General features: G+C 63.2%; 5 protein-coding genes. 2 read left to right on the forward strand and 3 right to left on the reverse strand.

Features of this window, described 5'->3' with window-relative positions; all coding sequences use genetic code 11:
- Nucleotides 1-165 precede the first annotated feature (165 nt).
- Both CAF87_RS03350 and CAF87_RS03355 read left to right on the forward strand, forming a co-directional pair.
- A complete protein-coding gene (locus CAF87_RS03350; protein WP_085730628.1) occupies nucleotides 166-13,167 on the forward strand; it encodes a non-ribosomal peptide synthetase in 13,002 nt (4,333 codons plus the stop codon).
- A gap of 122 nt (nucleotides 13,168-13,289) precedes the next feature.
- Entirely contained in the window at nucleotides 13,290-14,102 is an 813-nt protein-coding gene (locus tag CAF87_RS03355; RefSeq protein ID WP_085730629.1) for an alpha/beta fold hydrolase, read from the forward strand.
- Nucleotides 14,103-14,184: 82 nt separating this feature from the next.
- On the opposite strand, the gene dsbG is transcribed toward CAF87_RS03355, so the two are convergent.
- From dsbG to dsbD, 3 genes are read right to left on the reverse strand one after another with little or no spacing between them, the layout of a single operon-like run.
- The gene (gene dsbG, locus CAF87_RS03360) at nucleotides 14,185-14,955 is read right to left on the reverse strand and encodes a thiol:disulfide interchange protein DsbG (RefSeq protein ID WP_085730630.1); all 771 of its coding nucleotides are present in this window, start codon (nucleotides 14,953-14,955) and stop codon (nucleotides 14,185-14,187) included.
- On the reverse strand, nucleotides 14,931-15,806 hold the full coding sequence (locus tag CAF87_RS03365; RefSeq protein ID WP_085730631.1) for a TlpA disulfide reductase family protein: 876 nt from the start codon (nucleotides 15,804-15,806) through the stop codon (nucleotides 14,931-14,933). Before CAF87_RS03365 ends, dsbG begins: the two co-directional genes overlap by 25 nt.
- Nucleotides 15,806-17,539, reverse strand: coding sequence for a protein-disulfide reductase DsbD (gene dsbD, locus CAF87_RS03370; protein ID WP_085730632.1), 1,734 nt, complete (start codon nucleotides 17,537-17,539; stop codon nucleotides 15,806-15,808). Before dsbD ends, CAF87_RS03365 begins: the two co-directional genes overlap by 1 nt.
- Nucleotides 17,540-17,609 lie beyond the last annotated feature (70 nt).

Consider the following 17,609-nt stretch of genomic DNA (forward strand, 5'->3'; position numbering starts at 1 on the left):
GACGTCATCCGTTCTCATTGGTGAATGGATCCGGGTTCGCAGCCCCGGACCTACCGCATTCCAATGCCTTGCACGGTCGGCAAAGACCGTGTCCCGCATGCCTTGCACGGGCATGCCGCAGCCAACCCGATTCCACCAGCAAGCCGAATTCAGGCAGGAAACCTCATGACCGACGCGTTCGAACTCCCCAGCACCCTGGTCCAAGCCCTCCAGCGCCGCGCGGCTCTGACGCCGGACCGGCTGGCCTTGCGCTTTCTCGCTGAAACCGAGGAGCAGGCTGTGGCGCTCAGTTATCGCGAACTCGATCAGCGCGCGCGCACCATCGCGGCGGCGTTGCAGGCCGAGGCCTGCTTCGGTGATCGCGCCGTGTTGCTGTTTCCGAGTGGCCCGGATTACGTCGCGGCGTTTTTCGGTTGCCTGTACGCGGGCGTGATCGCGGTGCCGGCCTATCCGCCGGAATCGGCCAAGCGTCACCATCAGGAACGCCTGCTGTCGATCATCGCCGACGCCGAACCGCGCCTGCTGCTGACCAGCGCCGACCTGCGCGACGCCCTGCAGCAAATCGAAGGCGCACCACCGCTGCTGTGCGTCGACACCCTCGACAACGCGCTGGCCGAACGCTGGGTCGAACCGACCTTGCCGCAAGACCACATCGCCTTCCTGCAATACACCTCCGGTTCGACGGCGCTGCCCAAAGGCGTGCAGGTCAGCCACGGCAACCTGGTGGCCAATGAACTGTTGATCCGTCACGGCTTCGGCATCGACGTGAACCCCGACGACGTAATCGTCAGCTGGCTGCCGCTGTACCACGACATGGGCCTGATCGGTGGCCTGCTGCAGCCGATCTTCAGCGGCGTGCCGTGCATCCTGATGTCGCCGGCGTACTTCCTCGGCCGGCCATTGCGCTGGCTCGAAGCGATCAGCCAATACGGCGGCACCATCAGCGGCGGGCCGGACTTTGCCTATCGACTGTGCAGTGAACGCGTCAGCGAATCGGCGCTGGATCGTCTTGATCTGAGCCGCTGGCGCGTCGCCTATTCCGGCTCCGAGCCGATCCGTCTCGACACCCTTGAGCGCTTTGCCGATAAATTCAGCGCATGCGGTTTCAGTGAAAGCAGTTTCATGGCGTCCTACGGTCTGGCGGAAGCGACCCTGTTTGTCGCCGGCACACCGCGCGGCACCGGCATTCCGGCGCTACGTGTGGATGATCAAGCCCTGGCCCAGAACCGTGCCAAACCGGGCGAGGGCAGCCCGATCATGAGTTGCGGCATCAGCCAGCCGGAACATGCGGTGCTGATCGTCGAGCCGAGCAGTCTCGAAGAACTGACCGACAACACCGTCGGCGAAGTCTGGGCAGCCGGCCCGAGCATCGCCCACGGCTACTGGCGCAACCCCGAGGCAACCGCCAAGACTTTCGTCCAGTACGCCGGCCAGACCTGGTTGCGCACCGGTGACCTGGGCTTCATCCGCGACGGCGAATTGTTCATCACCGGTCGCCTGAAAGATATGCTGATCGTGCGCGGCCACAACCTTTATCCGCAGGACATCGAGAAGACGGTCGAGAACGAAGTGGAGGTGGTGCGCAAGGGCCGCGTCGCCGCGTTCGCGGTCAATCGGAATGGTGAGGAAGGCATCGGCATCGCGGCGGAAATCAGCCGCAGCGTGCAGAAAATCCTTCCGCCCGAAGCGTTGATCAAAGCCATCCGTCAGGCGGTGGCCGAGACTTATCAGGAAGCACCGAGCGTGGTGGTGCTGCTCAACCCGGGTGCGTTGCCGAAGACCTCCAGCGGCAAGCTGCAACGTTCGGCCTGCCGCAATCGTCTGGCCGACGGCAGCCTCGACAGCTACGCGGTGTTCCCGTCGGCCACCGCTGAAACCGCTCATGAGTCGACCGCGTCCACCTCCGAACTGGAAGCGTTGATCGGCAAAATCTGGGCTGAGCAACTCAACGTCAAACAGGTCAACGCCGACGATCACTTCTTCCTGCTCGGCGGCAACTCGATCGCAGCCGCCCAAGTGATCGCCAAGGTTCGCGAAGAGCTGAGCCTGGAGCTGAACCTGCGCCTGCTGTTCGAAGCCCCGACCCTGTCCGCATTCGCCGCCGCCGTGGCGCAACAGCAACAGGATGGCGGCCGCGCCCAGGGTGAAATCACCGCGCTTTCGCGCAACGAAGCCTTGCCGCAATCGCTGGCGCAAAACCGTCTGTGGATCACCTGGCAGCTCGATCCGCACAGCAGCGCCTACAACATTCCCGGTGCCCTGCGCCTGCGCGGCGAACTGGACGAAGACGCTCTGCGCGCCAGTTTCCAGCAACTGATCGAACGCCACGAATCCCTGCGTACACGTTTCTTCGAGTGCGACGGCGTGGCCCTGCAACAGGTCGAAGCGGCGGGCGAGTTCAACCTGCAACTGATCGACATCAGCGACCTGCCGGCCAGCGAGCGTGAAGCCCGCGCACAACAGATCCGCGAAGACGAAGCCCGCACCCAGTTCGATCTGGAGAAAGGCCCGCTGCTGTGGGTAACGCTGGTTCGCCTCGATGACGAGGATCACCAGTTGCTGGTGACCCTGCACCACATCATTTCCGACGGCTGGTCGCTGAACGTGCTGATCGACGAGTTCTCGCGCCTGTACGCCGCCGCTTCCCACGGCCAGCGCGCGGAACTTGCGCCGCTGCCAACCCAATACGCCGACTACGGCAGCTGGCAGCGCCAATGGCTGGCGCAAGGCGAGGGTGAGCGGCAACTGGCGTACTGGAAAGCGCAGTTGGGTGATGAGCATCCGACGCTTGAACTGGCGACCGACCATCCGCGTTCCGCCAAGCAAAAGCACAGCGCCGCACGCCACAGCGTTCGTCTGGGGATCAGCCTCAGCGACGCCATCCGCCAGACTGCCCAGGCCTACCAATCCACACCATTCATGCTGCTGCTCTCGGCCTTCCAGAGTCTGTTGCATCGCTACAGCGGCCAGCGTGACATCCGCGTCGGGGTGCCCAACGCCAACCGTCCGCGTCTGGAAACCCAGGGCCTGATCGGCTTCTTCATCAATACCCAGGTGCTGCGCGCCGACGTCGATTCGCGTCTGCCGTTCACCGAACTGCTGGCGCAAACCCGACAGGCTGCGCTCGGTGCCCTGGCCAATCAGGATCTGCCGTTCGAACAACTGCTCGAAGCCTTCCCGCAGGCCCGCGAACAAGGGCTGTTCCAGGTCATGTTCAACCATCAGCAACGCGACTTGGGCGCGCTCAAACGTCTGCCGGGTCTGCTCGCCGAAGAACTGCCGTGGCACAGCCGCGAAGCCAAGTTCGATCTGCAACTGCACAGCGAAGAAGACCGCAACGGTCGCCTGACGCTGTCCTTCGACTATGCCGATGAGCTGTTCGACGCTGCGACCATCGAGCGTCTCGCCGAGCATTTCAGCAACCTGCTGCGTGCTGTCTGCGAGCGTCCGGAACAAACCATCGGCGACCTGCCGCTGCTGACCGCCACCGAACACACTCAGCAAAATGCGTGGAGCGTTGCCCCGTGCACCCCGGCGCAACAATGGCTGCCGGAATTGCTGAATGAACAAGCACGCCAGACGCCTGATCGCACCGCGCTGGTATGGGACGGCGGCAGCCTCGACTTCGCTGAACTGCACGCCCAGGCCAACCGTCTCGCCCATTACCTGCGCGACAAGGGTGTCGGCCCGGACGTCTGCGTGGCCATTGCCGCCGAGCGTTCGCCGCAACTGTTGATCGGCCTGCTGGCGATCATCAAGGCCGGCGGCGCCTACGTACCACTTGATCCGGATTACCCGGCCGAGCGTCTGGCCTACATGCTCAGCGACAGCGGCGTCGAACTGCTGCTGACCCAGACCGCATTGCTCGACCGCTTGCCGGCCAGCGCAGGCGTCAGCGTGATCGCCATGGACACGCTGCACCTTGAGAACTGGCCGAGCCAGGCACCGGGCCTGCACCTGCACGGCGACAACCTCGCCTACGTGATTTACACCTCCGGCTCCACCGGCCAGCCGAAAGGCGTGGGCAACACTCACGCGGCGCTGGCCGAGCGTCTGCAATGGATGCAGACCACCTATCGCCTGAATGAAACCGATGTGCTGATGCAGAAGGCGCCGATCAGTTTTGACGTGTCGGTGTGGGAGTGCTTCTGGCCGCTGATCACCGGTGCGCGCCTGTTGATCGCCGGCCCCGGTGAACATCGCGATCCGCATCGCATTGCGCAGTTGGTTCAGCAGTACGGCGTAACCACGCTGCACTTCGTGCCGCCGCTGCTTTCGCTGTTCATCGATGAGCCTTTGAGCACCGGCTGCACCAGCCTGCGTCGCGTGTTCTCCGGCGGTGAAGCGCTGCCGGCGGAGCTGCGCAACCGCGTGCTGGCGCAACTGCCGACGGTGCAACTGCACAACCGCTACGGCCCGACCGAAACCGCGATCAACGTCACCCACTGGCATTGCACCGTGAACGATGGCGAGCGTTCGCCGATTGGCCGTCCGCTGGGCAACGTGGTTTGCCGCGTGCTCGACAGCGATCTGAATCCAGTGCCGGCCGGTGTGCCGGGTGAACTGTGCATCAGCGGCATCGGCCTGGCCCGTGGTTATCTCGGCCGTCCGGCGCTGACCGCCGAACGTTTCGTGGTCGATCCGCTGGGCGAGCAGGGCGCGCGCCTGTACCGCACCGGTGACCGCGCGCGCTGGAACCACGATGGCGTGATCGAATACCTCGGCCGTCTCGATCAGCAGGTCAAACTGCGCGGCTTCCGCGTCGAGCCGGAAGAAATCGAAGCGCGTCTGCTGGCTCAGGACGGCGTGGCTCAGGCCGCCGTGCTGGTGCGTGAAACCGTCGCCGGCCCGCAATTGATCGGCTACTTCACTGCAACCGATACCAGCGAAGATCAGGACGCGCAATCCGCTCGCCTGAAAGCCGCACTGGCCGCCGAGCTGCCGGAGTACATGGTCCCGGCGCAACTGGTGCGTCTGGACGCAATGCCCCTGAGCCCGAGCGGCAAACTCGACCGCCGCGCCTTGCCCGAACCGCAATGGCAGGTGCGCGAACACGTCGAGCCGGTCACCGAGCTGGAGCAGCAGATCGCCGCGATCTGGCGCGAAGTGCTGGGCCTGAAACAGGTCGGCCTGCGCGACGACTTCTTCGCCCTCGGCGGTCACTCGCTACTGGCCACGCAAATCATCTCCCGCACCCGTCAGGCCTGCGACGTCGAGCTGCCGCTGCGTGCCTTGTTTGAACACAGCGAACTGGGAGATTTCGCCGAGCTGATCCGCCAGATCCAGGCCAGCGGCCGCACCAACAAACAGCCGCCGATCGACAAGGTTGATCGCAGTAAACCGGTGCCGCTGTCCTATTCCCAGCAGCGCATGTGGTTCCTCTGGCAGATGGAACCGGACAGCCCGGCGTACAACGTCGGCGGCATGGCGCGTCTGCGTGGCGTGCTGGATGTCGGGCGTTTCGAAGCAGCGTTGCAAGCGCTGATCCTGCGTCACGAAACGCTGCGCACTACGTTCCCGAGCGTCGACGGCGTGGCCCGTCAGCACGTGCATGCCGAGACCGGCGTGCGCATGGACTGGAAGGATTTTTCGAAATTCGCCGCCGACGTGCGCGAGCGGAAAGTCCAGCAACTGGCCGACGACGAAGCGCACCTGCCGTTCGATCTGGAAACCGGCCCACTGCTGCGCGCCTGCCTGGTCAAGACCGCTGAGCAGGAGCATTACTTCGTCCTGACGCTGCACCACATCGTCACCGAAGGCTGGGCGATGGACATCTTTGCCCGCGAACTCAGCGCGCTGTATGAAGCGTTCGTCGATGATCGCGAATCGCCGCTGGAGCCGCTGCCGGTGCAGTACCTCGACTACAGCGTGTGGCAGCGCAACTGGCTGGAATCCGGCGAGCGTCAGCGTCAGCTCGACTACTGGACTGCGCAACTGGGCCGCGAACATCCGCTGCTGGAATTGCCGGGCGACCGTCCGCGTCCGCCGGTACAGAGTCATCAGGGTGAACTGTTCCGTTTCGACCTGAGCGACGATCTCGCCGCGCGCGTCCGGGCGTTCAATGCGCAGAACGGTCTGACCCTGTTCATGACCATGACTGCCGCACTCGCGACCCTGCTTTACCGCTACAGCGGCCAGACCGATCTGCGCATCGGAGCGCCGGTGGCCAACCGTATCCGCCCGGAAAGCGAAGGCCTGATCGGCGCGTTCCTCAACACTCAAGTGTTGCGTTGCCAGCTCGACGGCCAGATGTCGGTCGGCGAGTTGTTCGAGCAAGTGCGCCACACCGTGATCGAAGGTCAGTCCCATCAGGACCTGCCGTTCGATCATCTGGTTGAAGCGTTGCAGCCACCGCGCAGCGCCGCGTACAACCCGCTGTTCCAGGTGATGTGCAACGTGCAGCGCTGGGAGTTCCAGCAAAGCCGCATGCTTGCCGGCATGACCGTCGAGTACCTGGCCAACGATGCGCGGGCGACCAAGTTCGACCTCAACCTGGAAGTCACCGACCTCGACCATCGCCTCGGTTGCTGCCTGACGTACAGCACTGACTTGTTCGACGAGCCGACCATTGCGCGCATGGCCAAACATTGGCGCAACCTGCTGGAAGCGCTGATCGCCGACCCGCAACAACGCCTCAGCGAACTGCCGCTGCTCGATGCGCCCGAGCAACAACAATTGCTCGACAGCCTCGGCGTCGAACCGGGCGAGCGTCGTCTCGACCAGTGCATTCATCACCTGTTCGCCGAACAGGCACTGGCGCGCAAGGATGCGCCAGCCCTGACCTTCGCCGGGCAGACCCTGAGCTACGCCGAACTCGACGCCCGCGCCAATCGCCTGGCCTGGGCCCTGCGCGAGCGCGGTGTCGGCCCGCAAGTGCGGGTCGGTCTGGCGCTGGAGCGTTCGCTGGAAATGGTCGTCGGCCTGCTGGCGATCCTCAAGGCCGGCGGCGCCTATGTGCCGCTGGACCCGGAATACCCGCTCGACCGTTTGCATTACATGATCGAAGACAGCGGCGTCGGCCTGCTGCTCAGCGACCGCGCGATGTTCAAAGCCCTCGGCGAACTGCCGCCGCACGTGGCGCGCTGGTGCCTGGAGGACGACAGCGCCGCGCTGGCCAATTACCCGTCCACAGAGCTGCCATTTATCAGCCTGCCGCAGCATCAGGCGTACCTGATTTACACCTCAGGATCCACCGGCAAGCCGAAAGGCGTGGTGGTGTCCCACGGTGAAATCGCCATGCACTGCCAGGCTGTGATCGAGCGTTTCGGCATGCGTGCGGACGACTGCGAGCTGCACTTCTATTCGATCAATTTCGACGCCGCCACCGAGCGCCTGCTGGTGCCGCTGCTCAGCGGTGCGCAAGTTGTATTGCGTGCACAAGGACAGTGGGACGCGGAAGAAATCTGCGGCCTGATCCGCGAACATCGCATCAATATCCTCGGTTTCACCCCGAGTTACGGCAGCCAGTTGGCGCAGTTCCTCGCCACGCAAAACGACATCCTGCCGGTGCGCATGATCATCACCGGCGGCGAAGCGCTGACCGGCGAACATCTGCAACGGATTCGCGCGGCGTTCAAGCCGAGCCTGTTCTTCAATGCCTACGGCCCGACCGAAACCGTGGTCATGCCGCTGGCCAGTCTCGCGCCGGATGTTCTGGAAGAGGGCGCTGGCAGCGTGCCGATCGGCAGCGTGATCGGTGATCGCGTGGCCTACATTCTCGACGCCGATCTGGCGCTGGTGCCGCAAGGTGCGACCGGTGAATTGTTCGTCGGTGGCGCCGGTCTGGCGCTGGGGTATCACGACCGCGCCGGCATCACCGCCGAACGTTTCGTCGCCGACCCGTTTGCTGCCGATGGCGGGCGCATGTACCGCACCGGCGACCTGGTGCGCCAGCGTGCCGATGGTCTGGTGGAATACCTCGGGCGGATCGACCATCAGGTGAAGATCCGTGGCTTCCGTATCGAACTGGGCGAGATCGAAACCCGCCTGCTCGATCACGATTCGATCCGTGAAGCGGTGGTGTTGGCGCTGGATGCGCCGAGCGGCAAGCAACTGGTTGGCTATCTGGTGACCGAGGTCGCTTCGCGAAGCGAAGCTGAGCAGGTCGAACTGCGCGAAGCGCTGAAGGCGCACCTGAAGACGCAACTGCCGGACTACATGGTGCCGACCCATCTGATCCTGCTGGCGAGCATGCCGCTGACCGCCAACGGCAAGCTCGACCGCCGCGCGTTGCCGGCACCGGATCTGGACCTCAATCGTCAGGATTACGTGGCGCCAAGCAACGAGCTTGAGCAGACCCTGGCGCAGATCTGGTGCGAGGTACTCAACGTCGAGCAGGTTGGTCTCAACGACAACTTCTTCGAACTGGGCGGCGACTCGATCCTGTCGATTCAAGTGGTCAGCCGCGCGCGCCAGCAGGGCATTCACTTCAGCCCGCGCGATCTGTTCCAGCACCAGACCGTGCAGACCCTGGCCGCTGTCGCCAGCCGCAGTGAAACCGTGACCGCCGAGCAAGGTCTGGTGACTGGCGAATCGCGTCTGACGCCGATCCAGCACTGGTTCTTCGATACCGAGATTGCCGAGCGTCAGCACTGGAACCAGGCGTTGCTGCTGGAGCCGACTGTGGCGCTTGAACCGCACCGATTGGAGCAAGCGTTGCTGGCGGTGGTCGAGCAGCATGACGCCTTGCGCCTGCGCTTCATCGAGGCCAACGGCACATGGAAAGCAACCCATCAACCGGTGACCGATGCAGCGGTGCTTTGGCAAGTTCGCGTGCCGTCGATGGACAAATGCGCCGCACTGTTCGCCGATGCCCAGCGCAGTCTCGATCTCGCGCAAGGCCCGCTGCTGCGCGCCGTGCTGATCGATGGGCCGGACGCTCAGCAACGGCTGTTCATCGCGATTCATCATCTGGTGGTCGACGGTGTGTCGTGGCGGGTGCTGCTCGACGATCTGCAAACCGTGTATCGCCAACTCGACGCCGATCAGTCGGTGAAACTGCCGGCGAAAACCAGCGCCTTCAAGGACTGGTCAGCGCGCTTGCAGGCCTACGCCGGCAGCGAATCCCTGCGTGAAGAACTGAGCTGGTGGCAAGCGCAACTGGCTGGCCCGAATGCCGACTTGCCGTGCGAACGTCCTGAGGGCGGTCGCGAGAATCGTCATGCACAAACGGTCAGCGTGCGTCTGGATGCCGAGCGCACCAAACAACTGCTGCAACAGGCACCGAGCGCCTATCGCACGCAGGTCAACGACTTGTTGCTGACCGCACTGGCCCGCGTGCTGTGCCGCTGGAGCGGGCAGCCGTCGGCGCTGATTCAACTGGAAGGCCACGGCCGCGAAACCCTGTTTGACGAGATCGACCTGACCCGCACCGTCGGCTGGTTCACCAGCGCCTATCCGCTGCGCCTGACCCCGCACAACATCGAAGAGGCCGCCGGGCAGGGCGCTTCGATCAAGGCGATCAAGGAACAGCTGCGGGCCGTGCCGCACAAAGGCCTTGGTTATGGCGTGCTGCGTTATCTGGCCGATGACGCCAGTCGTGAAAGCATGGCGGCATTGCCGAACGCGCCGATCACCTTCAACTACCTCGGCCAGTTCGACCAGAGCTTCGGCAGCGATGCGCTGTTCCGTCCGCTGGACGAGCCGGTCGGCGCGGCCCACGATCCGCACGCACCGCTGCCGAACGAGTTGAGCGTCGACAGTCAGGTGTACGGCGGGGAACTGCTGCTGCGCTGGACTTTCAGCGCCGAACGTTACGACGCGCAGACCATCAACGAGCTGGCGGATGCCTACGTCGGTGAGTTGCTGAGCCTGATCGAACACTGCCTGCAAGACGAGGCCGGCGGTCTGACGCCGTCGGACTTCCCGCTGGCGAAACTGACCCAGGCGCAACTCGATGCGCTGCCGGTGCCGGCGGCGCACATCGAAGATGTGTACCCGTTGACGCCGATGCAGGAAGGCATGCTGCTGCACACCTTGCTCGAACCGGGCACCGGTCTGTACTACATGCAGGATCGCTACCGCATCAACAGCGAGCTCGACCCCGAGCGTTTCGCCCAGGCGTGGCAAGCGGTGGTCGCCCGTCACGAAGCGCTGCGTGCGTCGTTCTGCTGGAATGTCGGCGAAGACGTGCTGCAAGTCATTCATACACCGGGTCGCACGCCGATCGAGTATCTGGACTGGAGCGCGATCGCTGACGCCGAGCAGGAGCCGAAACTGCAAGCGTTGCTGAAAAGTGAACGCGAAGCCGGGTTCGATCTGCTCAATCAGGCGCCGTTCCACCTGCGCCTGATCAAGGTCGGCGCCGCGCGTTACTGGTTCATGATGAGCAACCACCACATCCTGATCGATGCCTGGTGCCGTTCGCTGCTGATGAACGATTTCTTCGAGATCTACACCGCCCTTGGCGAAGGTCGCGAAGCGCAATTGGCGGTGCCGCCGCGATACCGCGATTACATCGGATGGCTGCAACGCCAGAGCCTGGCCGAAGCGCGTCAGTGGTGGCAGCAGAACCTGCAAGGTTTCGAGCGCACCACGCCGATCCCGAGCGACCGTCCGTTCCTGCGTGAACACGCCGGTGAAAGCGGCGGCATGATCGTCGGCGACCGCTACACCCGACTGGATGTCGAGGACGGCGCCCGTCTGCGTGAGCTGGCCCAGGCCCATCAACTGACCATCAACACCTTTGCCCAGGCGGCGTGGGCACTGGTGCTGCGACGCCTGAGCGGTGATCGCGACGTGCTGTTCGGTGTGACTGTTGCCGGGCGTCCGGTGGAGATGCCGGAGATGCAACGCACCGTCGGCCTGTTCATCAATAGCATCGCGCTGCGGGTGCAGATTCCGGCGGACGATCAGCGCGCCAGCGTGCGTCAGTGGCTGAGCGGTCTGCTCGACAGCAACATGCAACTGCGCGAGTACGAATACCTGCCGCTGGTGAACATCCAGGAGCAAAGCGAACTGCCGAAAGGCCAGCCGCTGTTCGATAGCCTGTTCGTGTTCGAAAACGCCCCGGTGGAAGTCTCGGTGCTGGACCGTGCGCAGAGCCTTAATGCGACCTCGGACTCGGGCCGTACCCACACCAACTTCCCGTTGACGGCGGTTTGCTATCCGGGCGACGACCTCGGCCTGCACCTGTCCTACGACCAGCGTTATTTCGACGAATCGACCATCGAGCGAATGCTCGGTGAGTTCAAGCGTCTGTTGCTGGCGCTGGTCGACGGCTTCCATGGCGACATGGCCGACCTGCCGCTGCTGAGCCATGAGGAACAGGATTTCCTGCTCCACGGTTGCAACCAGAGTGAGCACGAGTATCCGCTGGAACAGAGCTACGTCGAACTGTTTGAAGCGCAGGTCGCGCAACATCCGCAACGCATTGCCGCCAGTTGCCTCGATCAGCAGTTGAGCTACGAGCAACTGAACCAGAACGCCAACCGTCTCGGCCATGCGCTGGTTGCTGCGGGTGTGCAGATGGATCAACCGGTAGCGCTGCTGGGCGAGCGCAATCTGGATCTGCTGGGCATGATCATCGGCAGCTTCAAGGCCGGTGCCGGTTACCTGCCGCTGGATCCGGGCCTGCCGAGCCAGCGTCTGCAACGGATCATCGAGCTCAGTCGCACGCCGTTACTGGTATGCTCCGAGGCTTGCCGTGAACAGGCGACGACCTTGCTGGATGAATTCAGCTGCGCCAACCGCCCACGCCTGCTGGTGTGGGAAGAGGTTCAGACCGGTGCGGTGTCTTCGGCGAATCCGGGCATCTTCAGCGGTCCGGACAACCTGGCCTACGTAATCTACACCTCGGGTTCCACAGGGTTGCCGAAAGGCGTAATGGTCGAGCAGCGCGGCATGCTCAACAACCAGTTGAGCAAGGTGCCGTATCTGAACTTGAGCGACGCCGATGTGATCGCTCAAACCGCTTCGCAAAGCTTCGACATTTCGGTCTGGCAGTTCCTCGCTGCACCGTTGTTCGGGGCGCGGGTGGACATCGTGCCGAACACCATCGCCCACGATCCGCAAGGTTTGCTGGTGCATGTGCAGCAGCAGGGCATCACCGTGCTGGAGAGCGTGCCGTCGCTGATTCAGGGCATGCTCGCTTCGGATCGCCTGAGCCTCGATGGCTTGCGCTGGATGTTGCCGACCGGTGAAGCGATGCCGCCGGAACTGGCGCATCAATGGCTGCTGCGGTATCCGGAGATTGGTCTGGTCAACGCCTATGGCCCGGCGGAATGCTCGGACGATGTGGCGTTCTTCCGCGTCGACCTGGCCTCGACTCGCGGCAGTTACCTGCCGATCGGTACCCCGACCGACAACAACTTGCTGTACCTGCTCGATGGTGCGCTGGATCTGGTGCCGCTGGGTGCAGTGGGTGAGTTGTGTGTGGCGGGCACCGGGGTCGGTCGTGGTTATGTCAGCGATCCGCTGCGCACCGCACCGGTGTTTGTACCGAACCCCTTCGGTGCGCCGGGCGAGCGTCTGTATCGCACCGGTGACCTGGCGCGCCGCCGCAGTGATGGCGTGCTGGAATACGTCGGCCGGGTCGACCATCAGGTGAAGATTCGCGGTTACCGGATCGAGCTGGGTGAAATCGAGGCGCGTCTGCATGAGCAACCGGAAGTTCGCGATGGCGCGGTCGGCGTGCAGGAAGGCGTCAACGGCAAGCATCTGGTCGGCTATCTGGTCGCCGCAGATTCCGCACTGAATCAAAGCGAACGCCTGGAGCGGATCAAGCAACGCCTGCGCGCCGAACTGCCGGAATACATGGTGCCGCTGCACTGGTTGTGGCTCGACCGATTGCCGCTCAACGCCAACGGCAAACTCGACCGCAAGGCGTTGCCGGCGCTGGAGATCGGCCAGTTGCAGAGCCAGGATTACCTGGCACCGCGCAGCGAACTGGAGCAGACCCTGGCCGATATCTGGGCCGAGGTGCTGAAGGTCGAGAAGGTCGGGGTGTGCGATAACTTCTTCGAACTGGGCGGTCACTCGCTACTGGCCACGCAGATCGCCTCGCGGGTGCAGAAAGCCCTGCAACGGGATGTGCCGCTGCGGGCCATGTTCGAATGCAGCACGGTGGAGCAACTGGCCGAATATATCGAAGGGCTGGCGGCCAGTGATATTACCGAGGAGAAGGTGGACCGGTTGAATGATCTGATGGCGGAGCTGGAAGGTTTGTAGTCTTCAGTGCCTGTGCGTTCAACACAATTCAACCGGTACATTCGCGTACATTTCCAGGGTTGACGATCGAGAACCGGCAGCTCAGTCTGCCGGTTCTCTTTTTTTGTCGCGGGGGGTAGTCGATGCCTTTCTTCACGGTGGACGGACAAGCGCTTCATTACATTGATCAAGGCACAGGCCCAGCGGTGTTGCTGGCCGGCAGTTACCTGTGGGATCAGGCCATGTGGGCGCCGCAGATCGCCGCGTTGTCGCCTCACTATCGGGTAATTGCACTGGATCTGTGGGGCCACGGTGAGTCCGGGCGTCTGCCTGATGGCACCACGTCTCTGAATGACATCGCACGCCAGGCACTGGCCTTGCTCGATCATCTGGAGATTGACCGGGTGACACTGGTCGGGCTGTCGGTCGGCGGCATGTGGGGTGTGCGCCTCGCTCTGTCGGCACCGCAGCGGCTCAACGGTCTGGTGCTGATGGACACTTACGTCGGTGTCGAGCCGGAGCCGACTCGCCAGTACTATTTCTCGCTGTTCAAACAGATCGAGGAGAGCGGTGGGATCTCCGAGCAACTGCTGGATATCGTGGTGCCGATCTTCTTCCGTCCGGGCATCGATCGAGAGTCGGCGCTGTATCAGGATTTCCGCGCAAAACTCGCCGGTTATTCCGCCGAACGCTTGCGTCAAAGCATCGTGCCGATGGGGCGCATCACCTTTGGCCGTGACGATCTGTTGCCGCGTCTGGGCGAGCTGAATGCGGCCACCACGCTGGTTGTTTGCGGTGATCAGGATAAACCACGTCCGCCGTCGGAAGCTCGGGAAATGGCTGAGCTGATTGGCTGTCCATGTGTGCTGGTGCCCGAGGCTGGGCATATCTCCAATCTGGAGAATCCGGAGTTTGTGACGGAGGTGTTGTTCAGCTTCCTGGCGGAGCGCCATTAACAAGATCGCCGCGTGCCGCAACTTCTACAGGGGGATGTGTTTCCTGCAGGCGCTGCGACGCGCGGCGATCTTTTGATCCTGCTTATTTCGGCCCGAGAATCTTCGCCAGCTTGTCCGGCGTCGGCGCGCCTTGCTGTTGTTGCAGTTCACCCTTGTCGTCCATGTAGAAGATCGCCGGGGTGGCCTGTAATTCCAGGTCTTCCATCAACTGCATGTTCGCTGCGAGTTTGGTCTGTACGGCGGCCGGAATGTCCTTCATGGCCTTGAGCGTGCTGGCCTTGCCGGCCTTCTCGTGTTCTTCCAGGGCCTTGGCCGGGTCTTTGGCGGCCAGCAGCGCAGCGGATTTGGCCGGGCTGTCTTCGCGGATGATGCCGACCATGATGTGTCGCAACTGTACTTTGCCGGCCTTGACCCATGGGCGGGCCTGTTCCCAGAACATGTTGCAGTACGGGCAGTTCGGGTCGCTGAAGAGGTACACCGTGCGCGGTGCATCCTTGTTGCCGTCCTGAATCCAGTTGCTCGCTTCGAACTTGGCCCAGACTTCCTTGGCCAGTGGCGCGTAGACCAGTTTTTGCAGCGGTGCGCTGCTCAGGTCATTGCCATCGGCGTCGTACAGGTTGCCCAGCAGCACGTGCTTGCCGTCCGGCGTCAGGTACAGCGCCATGCCACGGTTCTGGTATTGCGCGGCGTAGCCACGCAGGCCGTCGGGCGCGTCGAACTGGCCGACGATTTTTGCGCCCTTGGCTTCGATCTTCTTGATCGCGTCAGGCAATTCTTCAGCAGCCTGTACCGACGGCAAGTGCAGCAGGGCGGCGCCCAGAGTCAGCGTCAGCAGGTGGCGGAGGCGGGGCATGGCAGTTTCCTTGCAGAGGTGGCCGGTGCGGCGTTCGTATTTGGATTCGATACGTCGAAGTTTTCCAGGGCCCGGGCCAGACTGGCGTTCGACAACTCGCCCAGATGGCTGGCCAGCAATTGACCGTCAGGGCTATAGAACAGCGTAGTCGGCAATGCCATGGAGCCCACGGCCTGACCCAGACGACCGCTGCGGTCGAACAGCACGTTGCTCAGGCTCAGGCCCTGGGTTTCGAGGAAGGTAGCGACGCTTTGCATGCTTTCGGCCTGGTTGACGAACAGGAATGTCAGGTCCGGGCGTTGCTGCTGGGCGTTTTCCAGCACCGGCATTTCCCGGCGGCAGGGCGGGCACCAGGTGGCCCACAGATTGATTACCAGTGGCCCGCCCTGATAGTCGGCGAGTTTCACGGTTTCCCCGGCGGCGTTGCGCAGGGTGATGTCCGGCAGGCGCGTGCCTTGCTCGTAAATGTTCAGCGACAGCGTCGCCAGCACCCAGAACGCCACACCGCTGACCACGCTGAAACCCAGCGGTCGGCGCAAACCCGGCCGGCGCCAGCCGCGATACAGCGCCGCCAGCAACAGCACGATCACCCCCGGCCAGGCGAGAAAACCGCCGTCGCGCAGGTCGATGATCTGCCACGGATCGTTGCGGTAATGTCCCCAGTACACGGCAACAAACGCAACGCGCGCCGTGAGCATCCCGAGCAGGAACAGACTGAACAGCGCCGACTCAGGGTTATCGCCACCGCGCTTGGCCACCCGCCAGCCGACGAAGGTCGCCAGCGCCAGAGCGCTGATCAGCAACAGGTGGTTAAGCGCAATGGCAAAAGTGCCCAGGGTGAAGGTCAGCATTAACGGGCGTCTCGGGTGGTGGTCCAGTGTTGCAGGAAGGTGTCGGCATCGACCTCGCCTGTGATGCGCTGGCTGCGGCGCTCTTCACCGTCGGCACCGATCCACACAAAACTCGGTGGCCCTGGCACTTTGTAGCGGCCGAGCAGTTCGCGGCTGGCAGCATTGTCATCAGTGACGTCGAGGCGCAGCAAGCGCACATCACTCAGGGCCTGCATCACCCGCGCCTGGCCAAACACCTTTTTCTCCATGACTTTGCACGACGTGCACCAGTCGGCGTAGTAATCGAGCAGCACCCACTGGCCTTGAGCCTTGGCGATGTCGAGTTCGCGTTGCAGGGCCGCTGGATCCTTGATCGTAATGAACGCTTCGTGACCGTTCGGTGCCGCCGTGCCGGTGCGACCGGCGCTATACACCTGCAACGGTTGGAACGGATCATCGCTGCCGCCCGCTGCACCCACCATCAGCAAACTGCCCCACAGCCCCAACAACAGCGAGCTGGCACCGAACAACTGGGCGACCCTGCCGAAGCCTTCGGACTGTTTCCAGGCGCTGTAGGCGGCGATCAGCAACAGCGCGCCGCACAGCGCGAGCCACAGTGACGAGTCCAGTACCGGACGCAACATCAACACCGCCGTGCCGAGGAACAGGAAACCGAACACACCCTTGAGCAGGTTCATCCACGCGCCGGGTTTCGGCAGGAAGCGATTGCCGACCGTCACCAACACCAACAGCGGGATGCCGATACCGATACCGAGGGCGAACAGGATCAAGCCACCATGCAGCGCATTGCCGCTTTGCGCGATGTAGAGCAGGGCACCGGCCAGCGGCGCGGTCATGCATGGCCCGACCAGCAGACCGGACAACGCGCCCAACACACCCGCGCCGACCAGGCTGCCGCCGCTGCGACTGCGCGAGGCGTGCTCCAGCCGATCACGCACGGCTACTGGCAGTTGCAGTTCAAAGAAGCCGAACATCGGCAGTGCGAGGATCACAAATACGATTGCGAAAGTGCCCAGCAGCCATGGGTTTTGCAACCACGCCTGAAGGTTCGCGCCCAACAGGGATGCAATGACGCCCATCGCTGCATAAACCAGCGCCATGCAAATCACATAACTGCTGGCCAGCGCGAAACCACGACGTGGCGTGGCACCGCTGCCGACCACCATGCCCGCCAGAATCGGCAGCATTGGCAACGAACATGGCGCAAAGGCCAGTAATAGGCCGAGCCCGAAGAATACCAGCAGGCTCCAGCCCAGCGAGTGCTGTTGCAAGCCGCTGGCCAACGCTTGATCCTGCGCCTCATCCGTCGCTGCAGCGGCCGCTTTGCCACCGAGGTCGATCACGCGGGTCTGTGGCGGGTAGCACAGGCCGGCATCGGCGCAGCCCTGATAACTGACCTTGATCTGGCCTTTGGCTGCTGCCGGGATTTTCAGCTCGAGACCCTGACGGTAGACCGGCTGTTCGCCGAAATACTCGTCACTATGGGATTCGCCTTCGGGCAGGGCAGGGGCGTTTTCCGCCGGCAGCCCGTCGAATTTCAGGCGTTTCTGATACAGGTAGTAACCGTCGGTGATCTGCCAGAACAGTTGGGTTTCGCCGGAGTCCAGACGTTCGGACGTCAGGACGAAGGCCTTGTCGACCGGGAGAAATTCCGGTTTTGTCGCAAAAGGATCGTTCCCTGCCTGGGCCAGACCCGAAATCAACAGTGCAAACAATAAAAAAATATGACGCATGGTGGAGCCTTGTCCCTGTGCAAGTGATGAGCACAATGGGCGGCGGCGATTAACCGATGATTAACCGCGG

Origin of the sequence: Pseudomonas sp. R38(2017), from assembly GCF_002112395.1 — a bacterium.
In the GTDB taxonomy this organism is placed as follows: Bacteria; Pseudomonadota; Gammaproteobacteria; order Pseudomonadales; family Pseudomonadaceae; genus Aquipseudomonas.